The sequence below is a fragment of the Streptomyces sp. NPDC088254 genome (assembly GCF_044740925.1).
In the GTDB taxonomy this organism is placed as follows: Bacteria; Actinomycetota; Actinomycetes; order Streptomycetales; family Streptomycetaceae; genus Streptomyces.
The window spans coordinates 88,222-103,539 of sequence record NZ_JBIURQ010000013.1; the positions used below are offsets into that span (position 1 = coordinate 88,222).

Annotated in this window: 20 protein-coding genes and 1 tRNA gene; 4 read left to right on the forward strand and 17 right to left on the reverse strand. The window is 68.1% G+C overall.

Annotated features, from left to right (window positions below):
* Window positions 1-14: 14 nt before the first annotated feature.
* Window positions 15-1,076 carry an ArgS-related anticodon-binding protein NrtL gene (gene nrtL, locus ACIOC0_RS33000; RefSeq protein WP_402159398.1) on the reverse strand — a complete coding sequence of 354 codons (1,062 nt, stop codon included), beginning with the start codon at window positions 1,074-1,076 and terminating at the stop codon, window positions 15-17.
* Between the two features lie 103 nt (window positions 1,077-1,179).
* Window positions 1,180-1,656 (reverse strand): PleD family two-component system response regulator, encoded by a 477-nt coding sequence (locus ACIOC0_RS33005; protein ID WP_402159399.1) that lies wholly within the window; start codon window positions 1,654-1,656, stop codon window positions 1,180-1,182.
* 89 nt (window positions 1,657-1,745) lie between these two features.
* Here ACIOC0_RS33005 and ACIOC0_RS33010 point away from each other — a divergent pair.
* Together ACIOC0_RS33010 and ACIOC0_RS33015 are read left to right on the forward strand one after the other, a co-directional pair.
* A tRNA-Arg gene (locus tag ACIOC0_RS33010) sits at window positions 1,746-1,817 on the forward strand.
* 277 nt (window positions 1,818-2,094) lie between these two features.
* Window positions 2,095-2,727, forward strand: a complete 633-nt coding sequence (locus tag ACIOC0_RS33015; protein WP_389033591.1) for a hypothetical protein — start codon at window positions 2,095-2,097, stop codon at window positions 2,725-2,727.
* A gap of 58 nt (window positions 2,728-2,785) precedes the next feature.
* Here ACIOC0_RS33015 and ACIOC0_RS33020 read toward each other — a convergent pair whose 3' ends face one another.
* The 15 genes from ACIOC0_RS33020 to ACIOC0_RS33090 form a co-directional block, all read right to left on the reverse strand.
* Window positions 2,786-3,697: a nuclease-related domain-containing protein gene (locus ACIOC0_RS33020; RefSeq protein ID WP_402159400.1), complete on the reverse strand. Its 912-nt coding sequence runs from the start codon at window positions 3,695-3,697 to the stop codon at window positions 2,786-2,788.
* 75 nt (window positions 3,698-3,772) lie between these two features.
* Window positions 3,773-5,146, reverse strand: coding sequence for a tyrosine-type recombinase/integrase (locus tag ACIOC0_RS33025; protein WP_402159401.1), 1,374 nt, complete (start codon window positions 5,144-5,146; stop codon window positions 3,773-3,775).
* Window positions 5,143-5,337: a helix-turn-helix domain-containing protein gene (locus ACIOC0_RS33030; RefSeq protein ID WP_361352429.1), complete on the reverse strand. Its 195-nt coding sequence runs from the start codon at window positions 5,335-5,337 to the stop codon at window positions 5,143-5,145. The genes ACIOC0_RS33025 and ACIOC0_RS33030 overlap by 4 nt, the downstream gene beginning before the upstream one ends.
* Complete coding sequence (locus tag ACIOC0_RS33035) at window positions 5,313-6,647, reverse strand: replication initiator (protein WP_402159679.1); 1,335 nt, start codon at window positions 6,645-6,647, stop codon at window positions 5,313-5,315. The genes ACIOC0_RS33030 and ACIOC0_RS33035 overlap by 25 nt, the downstream gene beginning before the upstream one ends.
* Window positions 6,648-6,763: 116 nt before the next feature.
* Complete coding sequence (locus ACIOC0_RS33040) at window positions 6,764-7,009, reverse strand: SpdD protein (RefSeq protein WP_402159681.1); 246 nt, start codon at window positions 7,007-7,009, stop codon at window positions 6,764-6,766.
* A gap of 17 nt (window positions 7,010-7,026) precedes the next feature.
* On the reverse strand, window positions 7,027-7,221 hold the full coding sequence (locus ACIOC0_RS33045) for a hypothetical protein (RefSeq protein ID WP_252545166.1): 195 nt from the start codon (window positions 7,219-7,221) through the stop codon (window positions 7,027-7,029).
* Between the two features lie 18 nt (window positions 7,222-7,239).
* A complete protein-coding gene (locus tag ACIOC0_RS33050) occupies window positions 7,240-7,431 on the reverse strand; it encodes a mobile element transfer protein (protein WP_385324992.1) in 192 nt (63 codons plus the stop codon).
* Window positions 7,431-7,631, reverse strand: a complete 201-nt coding sequence (locus ACIOC0_RS33055; RefSeq protein ID WP_402159402.1) for a hypothetical protein — start codon at window positions 7,629-7,631, stop codon at window positions 7,431-7,433. The genes ACIOC0_RS33050 and ACIOC0_RS33055 overlap by 1 nt, the downstream gene beginning before the upstream one ends.
* Window positions 7,632-7,650: 19 nt before the next feature.
* Complete coding sequence (locus tag ACIOC0_RS33060; protein ID WP_402159403.1) at window positions 7,651-8,265, reverse strand: DUF2637 domain-containing protein; 615 nt, start codon at window positions 8,263-8,265, stop codon at window positions 7,651-7,653.
* 82 nt (window positions 8,266-8,347) lie between these two features.
* Window positions 8,348-9,721 (reverse strand): FtsK/SpoIIIE domain-containing protein, encoded by a 1,374-nt coding sequence (locus ACIOC0_RS33065; protein ID WP_402159404.1) that lies wholly within the window; start codon window positions 9,719-9,721, stop codon window positions 8,348-8,350.
* A 5-nt stretch (window positions 9,722-9,726) separates the two neighbouring features.
* On the reverse strand, window positions 9,727-10,077 hold the full coding sequence (locus ACIOC0_RS33070) for a hypothetical protein (RefSeq protein WP_093799046.1): 351 nt from the start codon (window positions 10,075-10,077) through the stop codon (window positions 9,727-9,729).
* Between the two features lie 127 nt (window positions 10,078-10,204).
* Window positions 10,205-10,936: a GntR family transcriptional regulator gene (locus tag ACIOC0_RS33075; RefSeq protein WP_402159405.1), complete on the reverse strand. Its 732-nt coding sequence runs from the start codon at window positions 10,934-10,936 to the stop codon at window positions 10,205-10,207.
* A gap of 92 nt (window positions 10,937-11,028) precedes the next feature.
* Window positions 11,029-11,466, reverse strand: a complete 438-nt coding sequence (locus ACIOC0_RS33080; RefSeq protein ID WP_402159406.1) for an ATP-binding protein — start codon at window positions 11,464-11,466, stop codon at window positions 11,029-11,031.
* A gap of 6 nt (window positions 11,467-11,472) precedes the next feature.
* On the reverse strand, window positions 11,473-11,646 hold the full coding sequence (locus ACIOC0_RS33085; RefSeq protein WP_402159407.1) for a hypothetical protein: 174 nt from the start codon (window positions 11,644-11,646) through the stop codon (window positions 11,473-11,475).
* Between the two features lie 98 nt (window positions 11,647-11,744).
* Window positions 11,745-12,485 carry a GntR family transcriptional regulator gene (locus tag ACIOC0_RS33090; RefSeq protein ID WP_402159408.1) on the reverse strand — a complete coding sequence of 247 codons (741 nt, stop codon included), beginning with the start codon at window positions 12,483-12,485 and terminating at the stop codon, window positions 11,745-11,747.
* Between the two features lie 83 nt (window positions 12,486-12,568).
* Between ACIOC0_RS33090 and ACIOC0_RS33095 the strand changes: the two genes are divergently transcribed.
* On the forward strand, window positions 12,569-13,657 hold the full coding sequence (locus tag ACIOC0_RS33095) for a DUF1152 domain-containing protein (RefSeq protein WP_402159409.1): 1,089 nt from the start codon (window positions 12,569-12,571) through the stop codon (window positions 13,655-13,657).
* A gap of 484 nt (window positions 13,658-14,141) precedes the next feature.
* Entirely contained in the window at window positions 14,142-15,281 is a 1,140-nt protein-coding gene (locus tag ACIOC0_RS33100) for a PIN domain-containing protein (RefSeq protein WP_402159410.1), read from the forward strand.
* Window positions 15,282-15,318: the final 37 nt, after the last annotated feature.

A 15,318-nucleotide genomic window follows, 5' to 3' on the forward strand; every position in this document is an offset into this window, starting at 1 on the left:
CGGGGTTCTGTGGCTCAGAGGTGATCGGGAGCGTCGATGCCGAGGAGGGTGAGGCCACCGGCGAGCACCGTCCCGACGGCTTCGGCGAGCGCGAGCCGGGAGCGGTGGGCGGCCGTGGGTTTCTCGTCCCCGCGGGGGAGGACGGTGGCGAAGAAGGGGAGCGCGGTGTCGGCGAGGTCGAGGAGATACCTGGTGAGGCGGGAAGGCGCGCCGATGCCGTCCGGGTGCGGAAGGCAGGCGGCGGTGCCGAGGACGCGGGGGTAGTCCGCGAGGAGGGTGAGGAGGGGGTGGGCGCCGGGGGTGTCGGCGGGGTGGGGGGTATGGCCGTCGGCGGGGTGGGGGGTATGGCCGTCGGCGGGCTGGGGGGTGCGGTCGTCGGCGGCGAAGCCGAGGGCGCGGGCGTTGCGCCGGAGGGCACGGGCGCGGGAGTGGCCGTACCGGACGCGGAAGAGGGGGTTCGCCTCGCGCTGCACGAGGTGGTCGGCGGTGATGCGGGGCCGGTCGTGCGGGGCGGGGTGCAGCAGGGCCCAGCAGGCGGCGTCGAGGCCGAGGGGGGCGGGGTCCTCCGGTGAGGGCACGGGCCGCAGGTTCACGGGCTCCCGGTGCAGTACGTCGACGCGGCCGCCCTGGGCCGCGACGATCCGCCCGAGGGCGTCGGCGAGAACCTCGGCACGGACCTCGTAGGGCACGCGCAGCTCGAAGACCCGCCCGGCGAGGGCGTCGGAGTGCCCGTACCGCAGCCCCTCGTCCAGGACGCGCCGCACCAGTTCCCCGAGGCCGGCGGAGACGGCGGCCGGATCGAGGCTGATGTTGAGGAACCCGGGCCCGGTGATCTCGACGTCGACGACGCCGGCGGCGTCGGACAGGTAGCCCTGGAGCACTTCGGCGACGCGAAGGGGAGGCTGCCCGGCGGGGCGGGCCAGCTGAAGGGCGACGTTGGTCGCGTAGTCCCCGCATCCCCCCGGCCCGGGCGGCGCGACGACGACCCGCGAGGGGACGTCCACGCTGAGCTCACCGGCGTCCACGGCACGACGCACCGCGTGCACGACGGTGCGGGAGAGCTCGACGGGGGTCACGGCACAAGCGTAGGGGAGGAGGGGGGTGAGGAGGCGAGCGGCCGGGGCCGAGGGTCCGCGATACGGACGGCGCCGCACATGGGTCGCCGCTGGCAGGGCCCGCTCAGGCGGACCGCTCGTGTTTGTGAGGACGAGGCACCCGCTCTAACCTGCCCTCTCTCCCCTCGATCAACTTCCGCACCACGGCGATGAGCTCAGCGGGCTCGAAGGGCTTGCCGAGGAAGGCGTCGACGCCGACGTCGAGACCGGCCTCGACCTCGTAGGGCGTACAGGCGCTGATGATGGCGAGGGGAAGGTCGCGGGTGAGCGGATCGGCACGGAGCCGGGCGGCGGTGCGGAGCCCGTCCAGCCGGGGCATGACGACATCGAGGGTCACGAGGTCGGGCCGCACCTGATGAACGACTTCCAGACACTCGGCACCGTCGGACGCGGTCACGACCTCGAAGCCCTCCAGCTCGAGATTGACCCTGATCAGCTGCCGGATGACCTTGCTGTCATCGACCACAAGCACCCGGCCCGACGCGCCTGACACAACTCGAGAGTAGGTCGACACCGGCCACCGCGTCCGGGTTTTCCCCACTTCCACCCCACGCCCCCGAAACCCGTTCCTGATCACCCCGACCGAGCTGGTAGTGTTCTACCCGTCGCCGCGAGCAACGCGACGAACACGCCCCCGTAGCTCAGGGGATAGAGCAACGGCCTCCGGAGCCGTGTGCGCAGGTTCGAATCCTGCCGGGGGCACACTGTGTAAGTGTGCCCAAGACCCCGTCACCAGCGGAAACGCTGAGGCCGGGGTCTTCGCGTATGTGCAGCCGTATGTCGCCCAGAGCGGGCGTATGTCGGGGTCTGTGGACGAGGCGTGGACGGGATCTTGGGGCATCGCCGCAGGTGACGCAGCGCATCGAAGTCGAGCAGCCGCGCTGCTCGCTATCGTCGTCCCGGTAGTAGACGGCGTCGAGGGTGGGAAGACTGACGACCGCCGCCGGCGGGCAAATGATCGGACGAGGTGGGGGATCTCGTGGACGTGACCACGCTTGCAGCTGCGCTCATCGGCGTCGGAGGAACGTTGGGTGGGACCCTGGGTGGGGCATTGCTCAGCCAGCGCGTCACCCGGGAGCAGAACCAGCGCGCCGATCGTGAACGGGCAGAGGACCGCCACGACCGAGCGCAGGAAGCCAGGCGGGATCTCTATGCCCGTTTGAATACCACGGCTCGCGCTTACCGGGTCGCTGCCCGAGACGCAGTCCTAGCGGCCGAGCGCGGTGAAAGCGCCGAACCAGCAGTCCTCGATGCCGCGAAGGAAGCCTGGGCAGAGCAATACTCCTTGGCCCAGATGGCTCTACCGAAGGACGTCAACGAGATCGCCTCTTCCCTCAATAGGGCGCTCGGAGTCGGGTACACCGTGGTGAAGCAATTGGCGAGCAGCCCTGCCCCAGACAGGTCGTACAACCGGGCCAAAGATTGGTTCAGCGGCCCCCTATCCGACGGGGTGTATCTGCTGCGGGTCACCCTGCGTCATGACCTCGGCGTCGAGGTCGAGCCTGACTTCGAGCACACACGTACTCAAATGCTCGCTGTGCTCAATAGCGAGCGAAGGAGCCTTGAGCGCCTACTCTCCTCCGAGCAGGCCCAAGCCGCGCGGCCTGCATAGGCGGGTTAACGACGAGGCTCCCGAGGATCATTCGGGAGCGTCGGAGACGCCCACGTGCTCAAAATTTTGGTGTCGCCGTCGGCGGGAACTGGCGCCAGGCCTGTCGATGGCGAGCGACGCTGTACACCTGCTCGACCTGCCCGGCCGTCAGCACCCCGGAGAGCGGCGCCAGCGCCGCCACCTGGCGCTCCTGGTACACGCGCACGCTGAGCTGTGTGGCAACCACCTTCAGATCGGTCACGCCGACGAAGACGAGCACGGGCTCCACCGGGACAGGAAAGCCGCAATAGTGCTCAAGCACTCGAGCTACCCGCTTCGCTTCCGCCCGGCTCTTGCGCGCGTACGGTGTCGGCTTTCCGTGATTGACCTTCACGGAATCGTCGCCGACCCATACAGCCTTTTTGTGGTGGTGCTTGGTGTTGATGCTGAACACACCGCCGGGTCCGACCAGCAAGTGATCGACGTCCACCTTGTCGGCCAGGGGGATGGAATGCAGGACCCGCCAGCCGTGACTCGCCAAACGGTTCAGCTCGGCTCCCACTCGCCTCTCCCCCGCCAGCCCCTTGCGCCATGAATCCCACTCTGTGCGACGACGCAAGAGCTGTGAGACGAGCCGCTCAATCAGACCCACGCCGGATTTGTCGAGCAGGTCCCTGAGAGACTCACCAGGACGGTTGGTGGACAGGTCGTCGGCCGACGTCAAAGGCGGCAGCATCGGGCGCGCTTCAGCCTCAGGTGCCCTCTGTGGCATGACCGACTCGGAGTCGTTCCGTAAGTGGCGTGTCAGCACGGCAACCACGTCGTCGCGGTACTCGGCGACCAGGACCGTAATGTGCCCCGTCCTTACATCCGCCCAGCCGACCGCGGTGCCATCGGGCAGGTTCGCGTACAGGCGATCCTGTCCGTACCGCTTCCAGCGCGTCACCCTCAGCTCCACGAGCCCCCCTCGTCCGCTCTCGGCTCGAAGCATCGCAGCAGGTAGCGCTCAAAACGAGAGAAGCCCCGGACAAGGTGCCCGGGGCCTCGGTGCGGGGTGCAGGGTGTCTCACTCGTACTCGCGCAGAAGGTCCTCGATACGCCGGTTAGCGACGTCCTGTCGTCCGTCGAGGCACTTCGCGTAGCGGGTCAGCAAGACCTCCACGCTGTTGCCAGCCCGCTCGGCCACCTCGGTCGGATCGACACCCGCGTTGAGCCACGTCGACAGCGCCGAGTGACGGAGGTCGTACGGCCGACTCGCCAGCGGCGAGGACGCGACGGCCGGCGGGAGCGCGAGGAGCCTGGCCTCCTGCCACACGCGGTAGTAGGTCGAGGACGGGACGACCGCGCCCTTCTCACTGAAGAAGAGCCGTCCATCGTCCGCCGTGCCGAAGGTCGCCAGGTGCTCGCGGAGCAGAGCGACGAGGTGAGGCGGGATCGGCACCCGCCTCACGTCCTCGGTCGGCCGATTCTTCAACCCGCGGTCGTCGTGGGTCTCCCCCGAGTCGGTCCACTGCCTGCCGACCGACGGGCGGGTTCGGTGGAGCAGGGCCGAACCCCAACCCTGCGCGGGGAGGTTCAGGTCCGTCTCGACGAGGCCGACCGCTTCCGCCGGCCGAAGACCGCCGAAGTACATGGCGGCGAACAGACCCACGAGGCGGCGGCCGCGGGCACGCCGGTACCCGCCCACATAGGAGACGGCCGCCAGGAGGTTGCGCGCCTGCTCCGGGTTGGCGACGACGCGCGGGTCGACCTGGTTGGACACCTTCGGCTTCTGCCAGCGGACAGCCGTGATGGGGTTCTCACGCAGCTCCCCCAGGTCGACGGCGTAGTTCGCGGCGTTGACGAGTGTCCGACGCTTGCGCCGCACGGTCTCCGCCGCTGCCGCCGTGCCGTCGAGTTTGAGCTTCAGGGAGTCGAGGACCGTGCGAGCCGTGGCGGGCTCAGCGAGGTCAGCGAGCGGTCGAGAAGCCTTGGACACCCAGTGGAGAACGTTCCGCACATCGTCCGGGACTTCCCGATCGTCGGGCCCCGGCAAGACGAAGGCCCAGTTGCGGAGCGCCTTGCGGATCGCCTCATCGGACGGACGTCCGGCACGGTCGTCGAGGAGTTCCACGGTCACGCTCGTGAGCGATTCGTTGATGCCGTCCCGTGTGTTGGGGGCGGCATGAGGCCACTTCATGGCGAGGTACCTGAGGGCGAAGGCGTACCACGACACGGCCGACTTCTTCTCTTCCATCGAAGCCGGAAGACCCGACTCCGTATCGAACTCCTCGCCGTCGCGCATCGCCCGCATCAGCTTCGTGCGGTAGTGGTCGGCGAGTGCCTTGGTACGGAAGGACTCGGAGAAGACAATGCCGGCCACGGACCAGCGGACGCCGTACGAAGGCGTTTTGGTGTCCCGCTTACGGACGCCCCAGACCTTCACGTCAAGAGACTTCACGCCGCCGCCTCCAACTGCCGCAGCCACGTGGTGAAGTCGCTCCGCCAGATTCGGAGCTCTCCGTTGGGGAGCTTGAACGCCTCAGGTCCCAGTCCCAGCTCCCGCCATCGGTAGAAGGTCCGTCGAGAGACACCGCCCAGTTCGTCGAGCACCTGGCGGACAGTCATCAGCTCGTCGTGACGGTGGTCCATATCGGTTCTCCTTCCGTTCCGATGGCAGGTTCGAGAGACGCGGCAAGCCAGCTCTCCGCAGCGCTGAGGCCGGTGCCGGCGAACACCCAGTGGGCGAGGACGAGCGTGCTGTCGCCGTCCTGCGGGACGGGCGGAGCCGTCTGGGCCCGTCGCCAGTCGGCACGGGCGGTGCGGAGGGCGCCGAGGGTGGTGGAGTAGCGGCGGGATTTGGTGGAGAAGTGGCCGCGGAAGCCGAGCATGTGGGCCCAGGCGCGCAGGCGGAGGTGTTCGAGGTCCTTGCGGGCTCCAAGGGTCCAGGCGGTGCGGATGAGGCGGCGGGCGTGGTCGCTGATGTCGAGCTGGGCGAGCTCAGCGGCGAACTTCAGCGGGCGGTCCAGGGCTCCCGTGGCTGTCTCGGCACCCTTGGTGGCGTACTTGGCGATGTAGGCGGCTACGGCTCGCTCAGTCAGCTCCTGGCCGCCGTCGAAGTCGGCCGAGCGGATGGTGCGGACGTCGAGCTGACGCCCGAAGGCGAAGGTGTGGGCGCGACCATCGATCTCCGGCCCGTCGACGCGGGCGGCGGCCGCGGCCGCATGGATGGCGTCCGTGAGCAGCTCGGCCGTCGCCCAGGCGAGCGGCGGGGTGTCACCGCCTTCCGGGCCGTCGAGGCGGATGACCGCGTGGAAGTGGACGGCCCCGCGCTTCTGGTATTCGGCGACCTTGGCGAAGGAGATCCGGGCGTGGTGGCGGAAGGCGCGTTGGGTGAGGCCGGCGCGCTTGGCGACCTCCCGGCGGAGGTAGATCGAGAAGCGCCGCCACAGGGCCCCGGCGTGCGCGTTCCACAGCACGGCCGCGTCGTAGTCGTAGCGGTCCGGGTCAAGCGGGGTGCCGAGGACGGCGTCGTCCTGGTCGTGGCGGGTGCCGCAGCGGCAAGGGCGGCCGTCGGTGCGGCGGTTGTGGACCGGGCCGAAGCCGGGGGCGGTGAAGGTGGCGAAGACGCGCGGGTGGGAGGAGACCCGGTCTGGGGTGCCCTTGCCGCCGCGCAGTCCGGCGGTGATCAGGTGGTAGGTGTCGCGGCGGTAGACCTCGGCGCAGGCCGCGCACCGGGTGGCCCGGCGGTTGTTGCAGCGGACCAGGAGGTGACCGGCGGGCAGGGCGACTGAGTCGAGGTGGTGCAGGACGGTGCCGATCTCGCCCGTACGGGTGTCGACGTCGTACTCGGTGCGGTGGCCGTCGAGGCGGATGGGGTGGGTGCAGCCGCCCAGGCCGGAGAGTTGGCGGGCCAGCTCGGGCAGGGTGCCTAGGGAGGCCAGCGTGGAGAGTTCCGCCAGCGGGGGCGGAGTCTGCCGGGTGATGATGGGAGTTCCTTTCGACTGTTTCGGCGGTGGGAAGGGACGGCCCCGGGGCGGCGGGATGCTTGGCGGCTTGTTGCCGCCCCGGTGGCCGGTCAGCGCCTGGTGGCGCCGGTGACCAGGGAGCGCAGGACCACGGCGGCGACGGCCACGGACACGGCCGTGACGGCGACGGCGGCCAGGAGCGCGGTGAGGACAACGCCAACGACGACCACCGCGGCGACCGCACCCACATAGGGGGTGAGCGGGCGGCCGGCGGACGGCACCGGCACCGGCACCGGGGGCTGCGTGGTGAGGGTGATGAGCGGCTGCGGGGTGTCGGGGAGCTGGGGGCGGAACAGCACGGCATACCTCCTGGTCATTTGTCGGTGCCGTCGACGACGTCGACGCCGGTGCGGGTGCCGGTCTCGATGGCGGGGGCGAGGAAGGTGTGGGAGAGCCAGAAGCCGAACAGGGCGATCACGACGGCGACCCAGAGGCGGACGCCGAGGAACTTGATCGCGGCCCAGGCGATGACGCCCAGGACGAAGACAAGCGGGAGTGAGACGGTCACAGGGGTCTCCTCAGCAGATCAGCGGGCGCGACAGCGGTGGGTGCGGGCGGCCAGTTCGGCGGCGGTGCGGCTGTCGTAGTCGGCGGAGAAGCCGCAGCGCGGAGCCGTGCACACGGCGGCGTGCTTCTCGCGGCCCCGGCTGTCGTAGTACGTGCCGACCTGGACGGGTCCGATACGGACGACCCGGCGGAAGCGCGGGTTGGCGGGCATCAGGGCAGCTCCTTCGCGTTGGGGTGGTTCTCGCCGGTGAAGTCGCCGACGTGATCGAGCAGCCATCGCCGGATCTCCTCGCCCTCGTACTCGTCAGCGGTGATGATCACGGGTTCGGCGATGAGCATTGCTTCGGTGAGGCGGTTCTGACGGGTCAGCTCGGCAGCGCGGTTGAGGGCGCGGAGCGTGGACGGACGCATGGGCGGAAGTGCTCCCGATTCAGGTGAGTTGGGCGGCGATGGCTTCGGCGATCGGTAGGGGGACGCCGAGCCGTGCACGAAGGGTCGGGGTGTCAATGGGGGTTCCGGTCCGGGCGTGGTGGTCGTCGGCGACCTTGCGGGCGTGGGTGACGAGGGCCTGCGGGACGGGGGTGGCAGGCGACGGAGCCGGTTCGGGCGCCGCTTCGACAGCGGGCCGCACAGGCATCGGAGCCGGAGCCGGGGCAGGGGCAGGGGCCGTTTCGGGCTCTGCGGTCGAGCCGTGGGCGAGGAGTGTGCCGCCGAGGAAGGCGACTGCGGGCCATCCGGCGACGAGGATGCGCAGCCAGGCGGGTACGGCGTCCAGGTCGAGCAGGCCGGCCGTGGCGATGTTGGCCCCGAGCGACGCGGTCAGCGCGACGAGGAACCAGCACCACCCGGCCGCTTTCGACCCGCCGGAGCGCAGTCGCCGCCAGGCCGCCACCAACAGCAGGTCGACGGAGACCGGGTAGGCCCACGCCTTCCAGCCGTCCTGTCCGGCGGCTGCGGCCAGGTCGTGCAGGTGGGCGAAGGACAACGCGGCGGCGATCAGGGCTTGGACGAGTACGGCGTCGAGGCGGACGGGCAGGGAACGCACGGCGCTACTCCTTCCGGTTCCGGGCATGGCGGGGTAAGGACTTGGCGCGGTGCGGCCGCGTCGGCCGAGGGGTGGCGTACGGCTACTCAGTCACCGGGCGGGGAACGGTCGCCGTCCCGGACGCCTCTACGGGCACGGGCGGGACGTACGGCCGGAAGGGCGTGAGCGCCGGTACGTCCGGGGCGAGGTGCGCCGATTCCCAACAGGTGGCCGCAGCGTCGGCGAGGGACAGGTACGGGGTGCGGATGCGGGACCAGCCGCCGGAGGTGTCGCCGACGACGGCCAGGCCGGGCAGTTCAGGGGCGATGGAGCAGGCCGCGTCGACCGCTTCGGGCGCGATGTCGCCGAGCGCCATCTTGGCGGAGGCTTCGTCGTTCACGCGGTGACAGACCCGCCCGGTGAGCTGGGCCCGGAGCATGGTCGCGCCCTTGCCGAGTTCGGCGCCGAAGCGCTGCCCGCACACTTCGAGGTAGATGCCGGCCGCGCGGCCGAGCTGAGCGAGGCGGATGAGCTGGGTGACCATCTCGTCCCGCCGTTCCTCATCCTTGCGGGTGGCGACGAGGAAGAGTTCCGCCACCTCGTCGACGAACAGCACGATGGGAACGGGGCGTTCACTGTCGGGCAAACCCCAGACGTCCGAGGTGATCTCCTCATCCGGGGTGCCGGGCGTAATGCCCTGTCGGGCCTTGATCAGGTCGTATCGGTCCTCCATTTCCTTGACCAGGACCGGCAGCAGCTCGGCCGCTTCGTCCGGGTCGGTCGCCAGCGCGGAGAGCCGCGGAGCGAAGGGCGCCAGCTCGACACCGCGCTTACAGTCGATGCCGACCAGGGCGACGGGTTGCGCCGCAAGGCCGGCGACGAGGTGGCGCAGGTACATGGACTTGCCGGACAACGTGGCGCCGAGGACGAGTTCGTGCGGTACGGCGCGGTAGTCGCGGACGAACGCGGTCGCGTCCTCCCGCAGGGCCACCGGCACCCGCAGAAGCCCGCCGTCGACGCGGCGCGGCATCCGCACCTTGCGTAAGACGTCGTAGCCGACGAGCCGGAGTTCGACGACACCCGGCTTGACGTCCCGCACGTACACGGCGTGAACACCCCAGGCGTGCCGCAGCCGTTCGGCCGATGCGGCCACGTCCGCCGGTTCCTGCCCGGGAGCGAGCCGCAGCCGCACGCGGAGGCCCGTCGAATTGGGCCGGATCACTCCGCGGCGCGGGGGAACCGGCCGGATCTCCCGCCGGGTGGTGGCCCGAACGGCCAGCGCCCGCCAGCGGGACGGCTCGACGGTCAGCCCGCACGCGTCCATGGTCGAGGAGTACGAGGCCACCAGCCGGGCCACCGAGAGCGGCAGCCCGACCGTGGACCAGTACGCCGCCGGGTGGGCGTGCCGGGCGTAGGCCGCGCCACCTATTGCAGCGAGGGGCCCGCCCAGCTCGGCCAACGTCACCAGGTCGGTCACGTCGATCAGCCCGCCTGAGCCATCTGGAACGCGCCGGGCATGACGGCCGTGGCGCGGTAGGCGATGCCGTGCCGCTCCCGGCCGTTGAACACACTCTGCCAGGGCCGGGCGACGAGGCCGGGGAGGGAAACCGGAGCACCGACGGTCAGGCCGTCCGTCACACCGCTTTCCGGGATGGTGACCTGGATCAGCGACGACTCACCCTCGTCGATGTACACGACGCCGATGGTCATCAGCGCCTCACCGCTCACGGCGTCCTTGGCGATCTCACCGGTCTGCCGGTCGCGCACCTTCGGCGCCGGCGCTTCGGTGAGCAGGATCGTGGCGGTCGAGGCGTCAACACGGATCACACGCACAGGGGTTGCTCCTTCTGAGTCGATCAACTCGCCACCTGACAAGTTGACTTAGCAAGTTCGAAGTTAGAGATGCCAAGTTGACTTGTTAAGCTTGATTCGCAGGTGATTTGAGGTGCCGTCAGACGGCTCAGTTCACGCGGTAGGTGTCTTCCAGTTCCTGCCGGTCGGCGGGAAGGAGCACGTCAGAGACTTGCAGTGCCCGCCCGGAGGCGTCACAGGCGATGACGAGGACGCTCAGGACAGGGACATCATCCGGCAGCCCCCCAAGCAACTCGGCTTCAGCGGCATCGGCCAAACGTGCGGACACCCGCTCCGTCACGTGGTCGAAGCGGACCTTCTTGCGCGTCTCCAAGTGCTCGCGCACGCCGGACGTCAGCGTGCCCCCGTCAGCCAGATCGGTTCCGTCGACAAGGTCGGCAGGGAAGTACGACGAGGTCAGCTCGAACGGTTCGCCGTCCTCTTCCACCACGAACCGGCGCCTGAGCACCTTGGCCGTCTTGGGTAGCCCCAGAGCCGAGGCCACGCGCGCCGGCACGGCCACTTGACCGACGTCGACCAGGCGCCCAGGGGTCCGCGACTCGTCGCGCCCCAGAGCTTCGAGCCCGCGTCGATCCTTCCCTTCGACGACCGCGGGACGCCCGCGCACGATCGTCCCGTACCCCTGCCGAGACTCCAGCCAGCCGTCCCGCTTCAGTAGCTCCAAGGCCCGCACGACCGTGGGGCGGGACATCCCGAACGACTGCACCAGCTGGTTCTCGCTGGGGACCCGCGTGCCAGGCGCGTACGTCCCGTCCTCGATGCGACGTTGGATCGTCTGCGCGAGGCGCACGTACTTGGGTGCCTCCACTTCATACGCCATGAACGCCGCCGCCTGTCAGGATTGGCCAAGTCAACCGGTCAACCAGACTAGCGACATTCCCACTGTGACAGTAGAAGCAGGGCATCCCTCCCTCAGGAAGGCCAGGCATCGGCCACCACGAAGGAGACCACCGTTCCACCGAATCGACTGGGCCCGGAGTGCCACGACTCGGCGATGGAGTCGACGAGGAGCAGCCCGCGCCCGTGCGCGTCATTGGCGTCCGGCCGGCGAAGACGCACGCTCGCCGGGAACCCGGGGTTGTGCACCTCCACACGGAGTGAGGTTCCCTCCCGGAACCACTCCACGCGTACGACCCATCCCGCGTCCGACCGCCCGTAGAGGACCGCGTTGGTGACCAGTTCCGAAATCATCAGCGTGCAGTCGTCGATCGAACAGGCCGGGTTGTAGGGGGCGATGAACTTCCGGAACCAGCGCCGGGCCCGCGGTACAGACTCCGCAGTCGGGTGCAAGTTCATCGCTCCCAGTCGCGGCGAGTCCTCGCAGGGATAGCGGTCGATCGTGTAGGTCATCCGCGCTCACTCCTTGCCGCTGCCGTCGCAGTCGAGGCAGCGCCGCTTCGATGTGGCACGGGTGCGGTCGTTGGCCGTCGAGAGCGCCAGCGCCGTACGGGAGCCGACGCGCTTCCATCCGCGCCCCCGGCACCCCCGGCAGTTGCTGAGCGTCCCCTCGTCCGGCCGCTGACTCGTCACGCCATGCCCCCTCTCCCTCAAGTGGCCTTAGCCACTTTGTGGATAGTGGCATTAGCCACTCTGCCTATGCAAGCGGTTCAGCGGAACCACCGCTCAGTTCAGGTCAGCGGGTAGCCCTGCTCGAAGGCCCAGCGGTGCGGCGGATAGGTGGCTTCGGCGAACTCGAGCGGCCGGTCCTGGAGGTCGTAGACGACGTGATGGACGATCAGCACCGCCGACCCCGGGGCGAGGCGGAGTTCCTCCGCTTCCTCGTCCGTGGCCTGCCGCGCACACATGCGGTCCTCGGCGTAACTCCCCTGCCGGCCGGTCATGTTCTCGACGTACATCAAGGTCCCCTCCTGGATCCGCTCGGCATCCAGGAGTTTGGTCGCCCGTCGGCCGACATCCGGCGCGAACCACGAGGTGGACAGGTTGATCGGCCCATCCTGGTTGTTCGTTACACGGCGCCGGTGGACGGCCCGGCGGTCCTTGACCAGCCCCAGCGCTTCGGCCACATGGTCCGGCGCATCCAGCCAGCCCGCCGACGTGATCACCGCGTACTCACCGGCGGTGTAGATCTTGCCGGTCTGCCGTGCCCGCCCGTACAACTCCCTTGCGCGCCGGTTCACTTCGAGGCTGCGCACATAGGTACCCGAACCCTGACGCTTCTCGACCAGCCCCTGATGACTCAGCGCTTCCAAAGACCGGGCAGCTGTCGGCCGGGAAACGGACCAGTCGGCCGCCAACTGCCGCTCCGAAGGAACCTCGTCCCCCGGTCGCAGATCACCACGCAGGATCTGGTCACGGATGTAATGAGCGATCTGGAGATACTTCGGCTGAGTCTCCTCGATCTGCGGCATGTCCCCTCCTGGGTCGACAAGTGGCTATAGCCTCTGGCCACTATAGGGTGAGTGGTCAACCCCGGAACCCGTAGGCTGAGGGCATGACGCGGTTGATCGTCGCAGCGGGAGGCGGAGGCGACACGGTCGCCGCCGCGATGCTTGACGCGGGTCTCTACGGCGAAGAGGACCGGGCGGTGATCCTCACGTACGCGTGGGACCGCCTGCTGATCGACCCGGTACCGGGACCGCGGGGAGCCGACAACTTCACCGGCCTTCTCCCGATGACACCCGCTGTACGGCAGGTGCCGGCAGAGGCTCGCCCTGTCGCTCCAGCAGGCTCGACCCTCCCCAGACTCGCGGCAGAGCTCCCACACACCTTCGCCCTACTCGACCCGCACCACGGCGTGGAAGGCGTCACCCGCCAACTCGAAGAACTAATCAGCCACTTGTCCCCCACGTCTATCGACCTATTGGACGTGGGCGGCGACATCCTGGCCCGGGGCGACGAGCCCACGCTGAAGAGCCCCCTGGCCGACGCGGTCACCCTCGCGGCGTGCTGCCAGGTCAACGCCCCCGTCCGGCTCCTGGTCGCCGGAGCCGGTCTGGACGGCGAGCTTCCCCCGGACGACTTCCGCGATCTGCTCGGCCCTCTCGTCCACACCTTCACCGCAGCGGATGTGGACAGACTCGGCACGGTTCTGGACTGGCACCCTTCCGAGGCAACCGGGATGCTCGCAGCCGCCGCCCGAGGCGTCCGCGGAACCTGCGAGATTCGAGACGCCGGCCTGCCCGTCCACCTCACGGACGAGAGTCCGACGGTCCGTGAAGTCGACCTGGACGACGCTGTCAGTCGCAACCAACTCGCCCGCGCCATCATGACGACCGAGACACTCGACGAGGTCGAGGCCCACAGCCGCGAGATCTGCGGCTACTCGGAAATCGACTACGAACGCAACAAGGCCACATGGCTCAAGGACCAGCCGCCGGCGGACTTGAACCCAGACACCGTCCTGGCCCAACTCGCAGTGTTCGAGGCGGAAGCCACTGGCCGCGGAGTGACCCACACGACGTTCCGCCGCATCACCGAAGCCCTCAACTACAGCGGCACCCAGCGCGAGAACCTGCGCGAACTGCTAATCAGTAACCGTCCGGAGCAGTACGAGGCACCCTTGTGGCGCATGGCCAACTGAGCTGAGTAACAACCTTCTTTACGGGTTCAAGGCGGCTCGCTCCGCTCACCGCGCGCGGCCCGGCCCCCGGCCGGGCCTGCGCTCCTGTCTCCGCCCCGCTCCAGCCCGGCCGGCGCCCGTACCGCGCGCACAGCAATCAGCCGCCTGACGCCAGAGAAGGGGTACGTCGTGGCTAGGGCCGGTCGGCTCCACGGCTTTAGCCACCTCCCCGGTCCGGGTCCCGAGTCGAGCAAGACCAGGGGGCCACTCGTGCACATTGCGGTCAGGCCCAAAGCCTGCCCGAGTTGCCAACCAGCGTACGGCCCCCTGATCATGCTCGACCCCAGACCGGGCAGGCCACCGGCCAAACCCGCTCCTCCGACCTAAGATCGCTCCGGAAAGCAGCGTCTGGGTCAAACCCCCTGCCCGTGGGTTGGAGCCACTTGAGGTATGCCGTGCACACGGTTCCCTCTCCGCCATAAACGCCTTACGGAAGTAGGTAAGAGTGTCAAGTAAACCGACTGTCGTCGTTGATACCTCGTGCTTCTACTCTGATCTGTCACTAGAGAATGAGGCGTGGAAAACTCTGCTACTACAATCGAGTAAAGGGCAGATCGCTCTATGGGTTCCCGAAATCGTCATCCGAGAAACCATACGTCATTACAGCCGCAGTCTGGACGAATCGATCCGAAGCATGCGCACCGGCCTTGCCCCATTGCGGGCGCTGCGCCTAGATGTTGGCCTTCTCCCTACACATAAAGACCTTGAGAGCTCCGTACGCGAGAAGGCCGAGGGCTTCGAAGGACGCCTCAGGGCGAAACTAAGCACAGCCAAAGCTCGCGTCCTCCCACTGCCTGAAGTTTCACACGAGGAATTGATAAACCGCGCGCTACTCGAGAGGAAGCCGTTCCGAAACAAAGGTGTAGACCCGGAGAAGAGAGGACCCGACGGCTACCGCGACACTCTGATTTGGATGAGTGTAGTTGAAGCATCCAGAGACCTGGGAAGTAGCGGCCTACTGGTTGTCGTTACGAACAATCATAAAGACTTCTGCGATCGAGACGACGAAAACCTTAGTTCCGATCTGCTGGCAGACCTGCACGCACCGCACCCTACTATCAAGCGAATCAAGAACCTTCAAGCACTGCAACCACTATTCGCCGACTCATTGAGCCCCGACAACCCCACCATGCCACCCAATATCGAGATGAACGCTCGTACACGTCATGCGGTTATCGGGGCATGTGAGGAACTACTGGGAGCCCGCGTAGCGAACCCGGAGTATGAATGGTCCGACAGCCTGCAATTCGAAGATATCGACTTGCCGAGCGCATTGCAATCAATAACGATTGAGAACGTGCACCCCGAGATCGAGACCATCGAGCTATCTTCTTATGGCAGCTATGATTCAGGTAATGCCCTAGCCATCTTGACTGTGCAAGCTCAGGTGCAATTTGACGGCTTCATGGATAAGTCCGTCTATTACGACAAGGAAAGCGAAGTTGAGCTGCATGATGGCGAATGGAGCAATCACACCGTGTGGGCATTTGTCGAACGAGATGTACAACTAACGTTCCACGCCACCGTCGACGGCGTCACAGGAAAGATTGAATTGACCTTCGAGAGGGGCGGCCCTGCCCTGTAACAGGCCTGCTGGCACCGTGTGGGCCAGACCCGTGCGG

Bases quoted from the DNA above. Each gene is read 5' to 3' on its own strand.
- ACIOC0_RS33020 (WP_402159400.1), bottom strand. From the start codon at position 3,697: ATGCTTCGAGCCGAGAGCGGACGAGGGGGGCTCGTGGAGCTGAGGGTG.
- ACIOC0_RS33030 (WP_361352429.1), bottom strand. From the start codon at position 5,337: ATGGACCACCGTCACGACGAGCTGATGACTGTCCGCCAGGTGCTCGAC.
- ACIOC0_RS33050 (WP_385324992.1), bottom strand. From the start codon at position 7,431: ATGCCCGCCAACCCGCGCTTCCGCCGGGTCGTCCGTATCGGACCCGTC.
- ACIOC0_RS33055 (WP_402159402.1), bottom strand. From the start codon at position 7,631: ATGCGTCCGTCCACGCTCCGCGCCCTCAACCGCGCTGCCGAGCTGACC.
- ACIOC0_RS33075 (WP_402159405.1), bottom strand. From the start codon at position 10,936: ATGGCGTATGAAGTGGAGGCACCCAAGTACGTGCGCCTCGCGCAGACG.
- ACIOC0_RS33080 (WP_402159406.1), bottom strand. From the start codon at position 11,466: ATGACCTACACGATCGACCGCTATCCCTGCGAGGACTCGCCGCGACTG.
- ACIOC0_RS33090 (WP_402159408.1), bottom strand. From the start codon at position 12,485: ATGCCGCAGATCGAGGAGACTCAGCCGAAGTATCTCCAGATCGCTCAT.
- ACIOC0_RS33095 (WP_402159409.1), top strand. From the start codon at position 12,569: ATGACGCGGTTGATCGTCGCAGCGGGAGGCGGAGGCGACACGGTCGCC.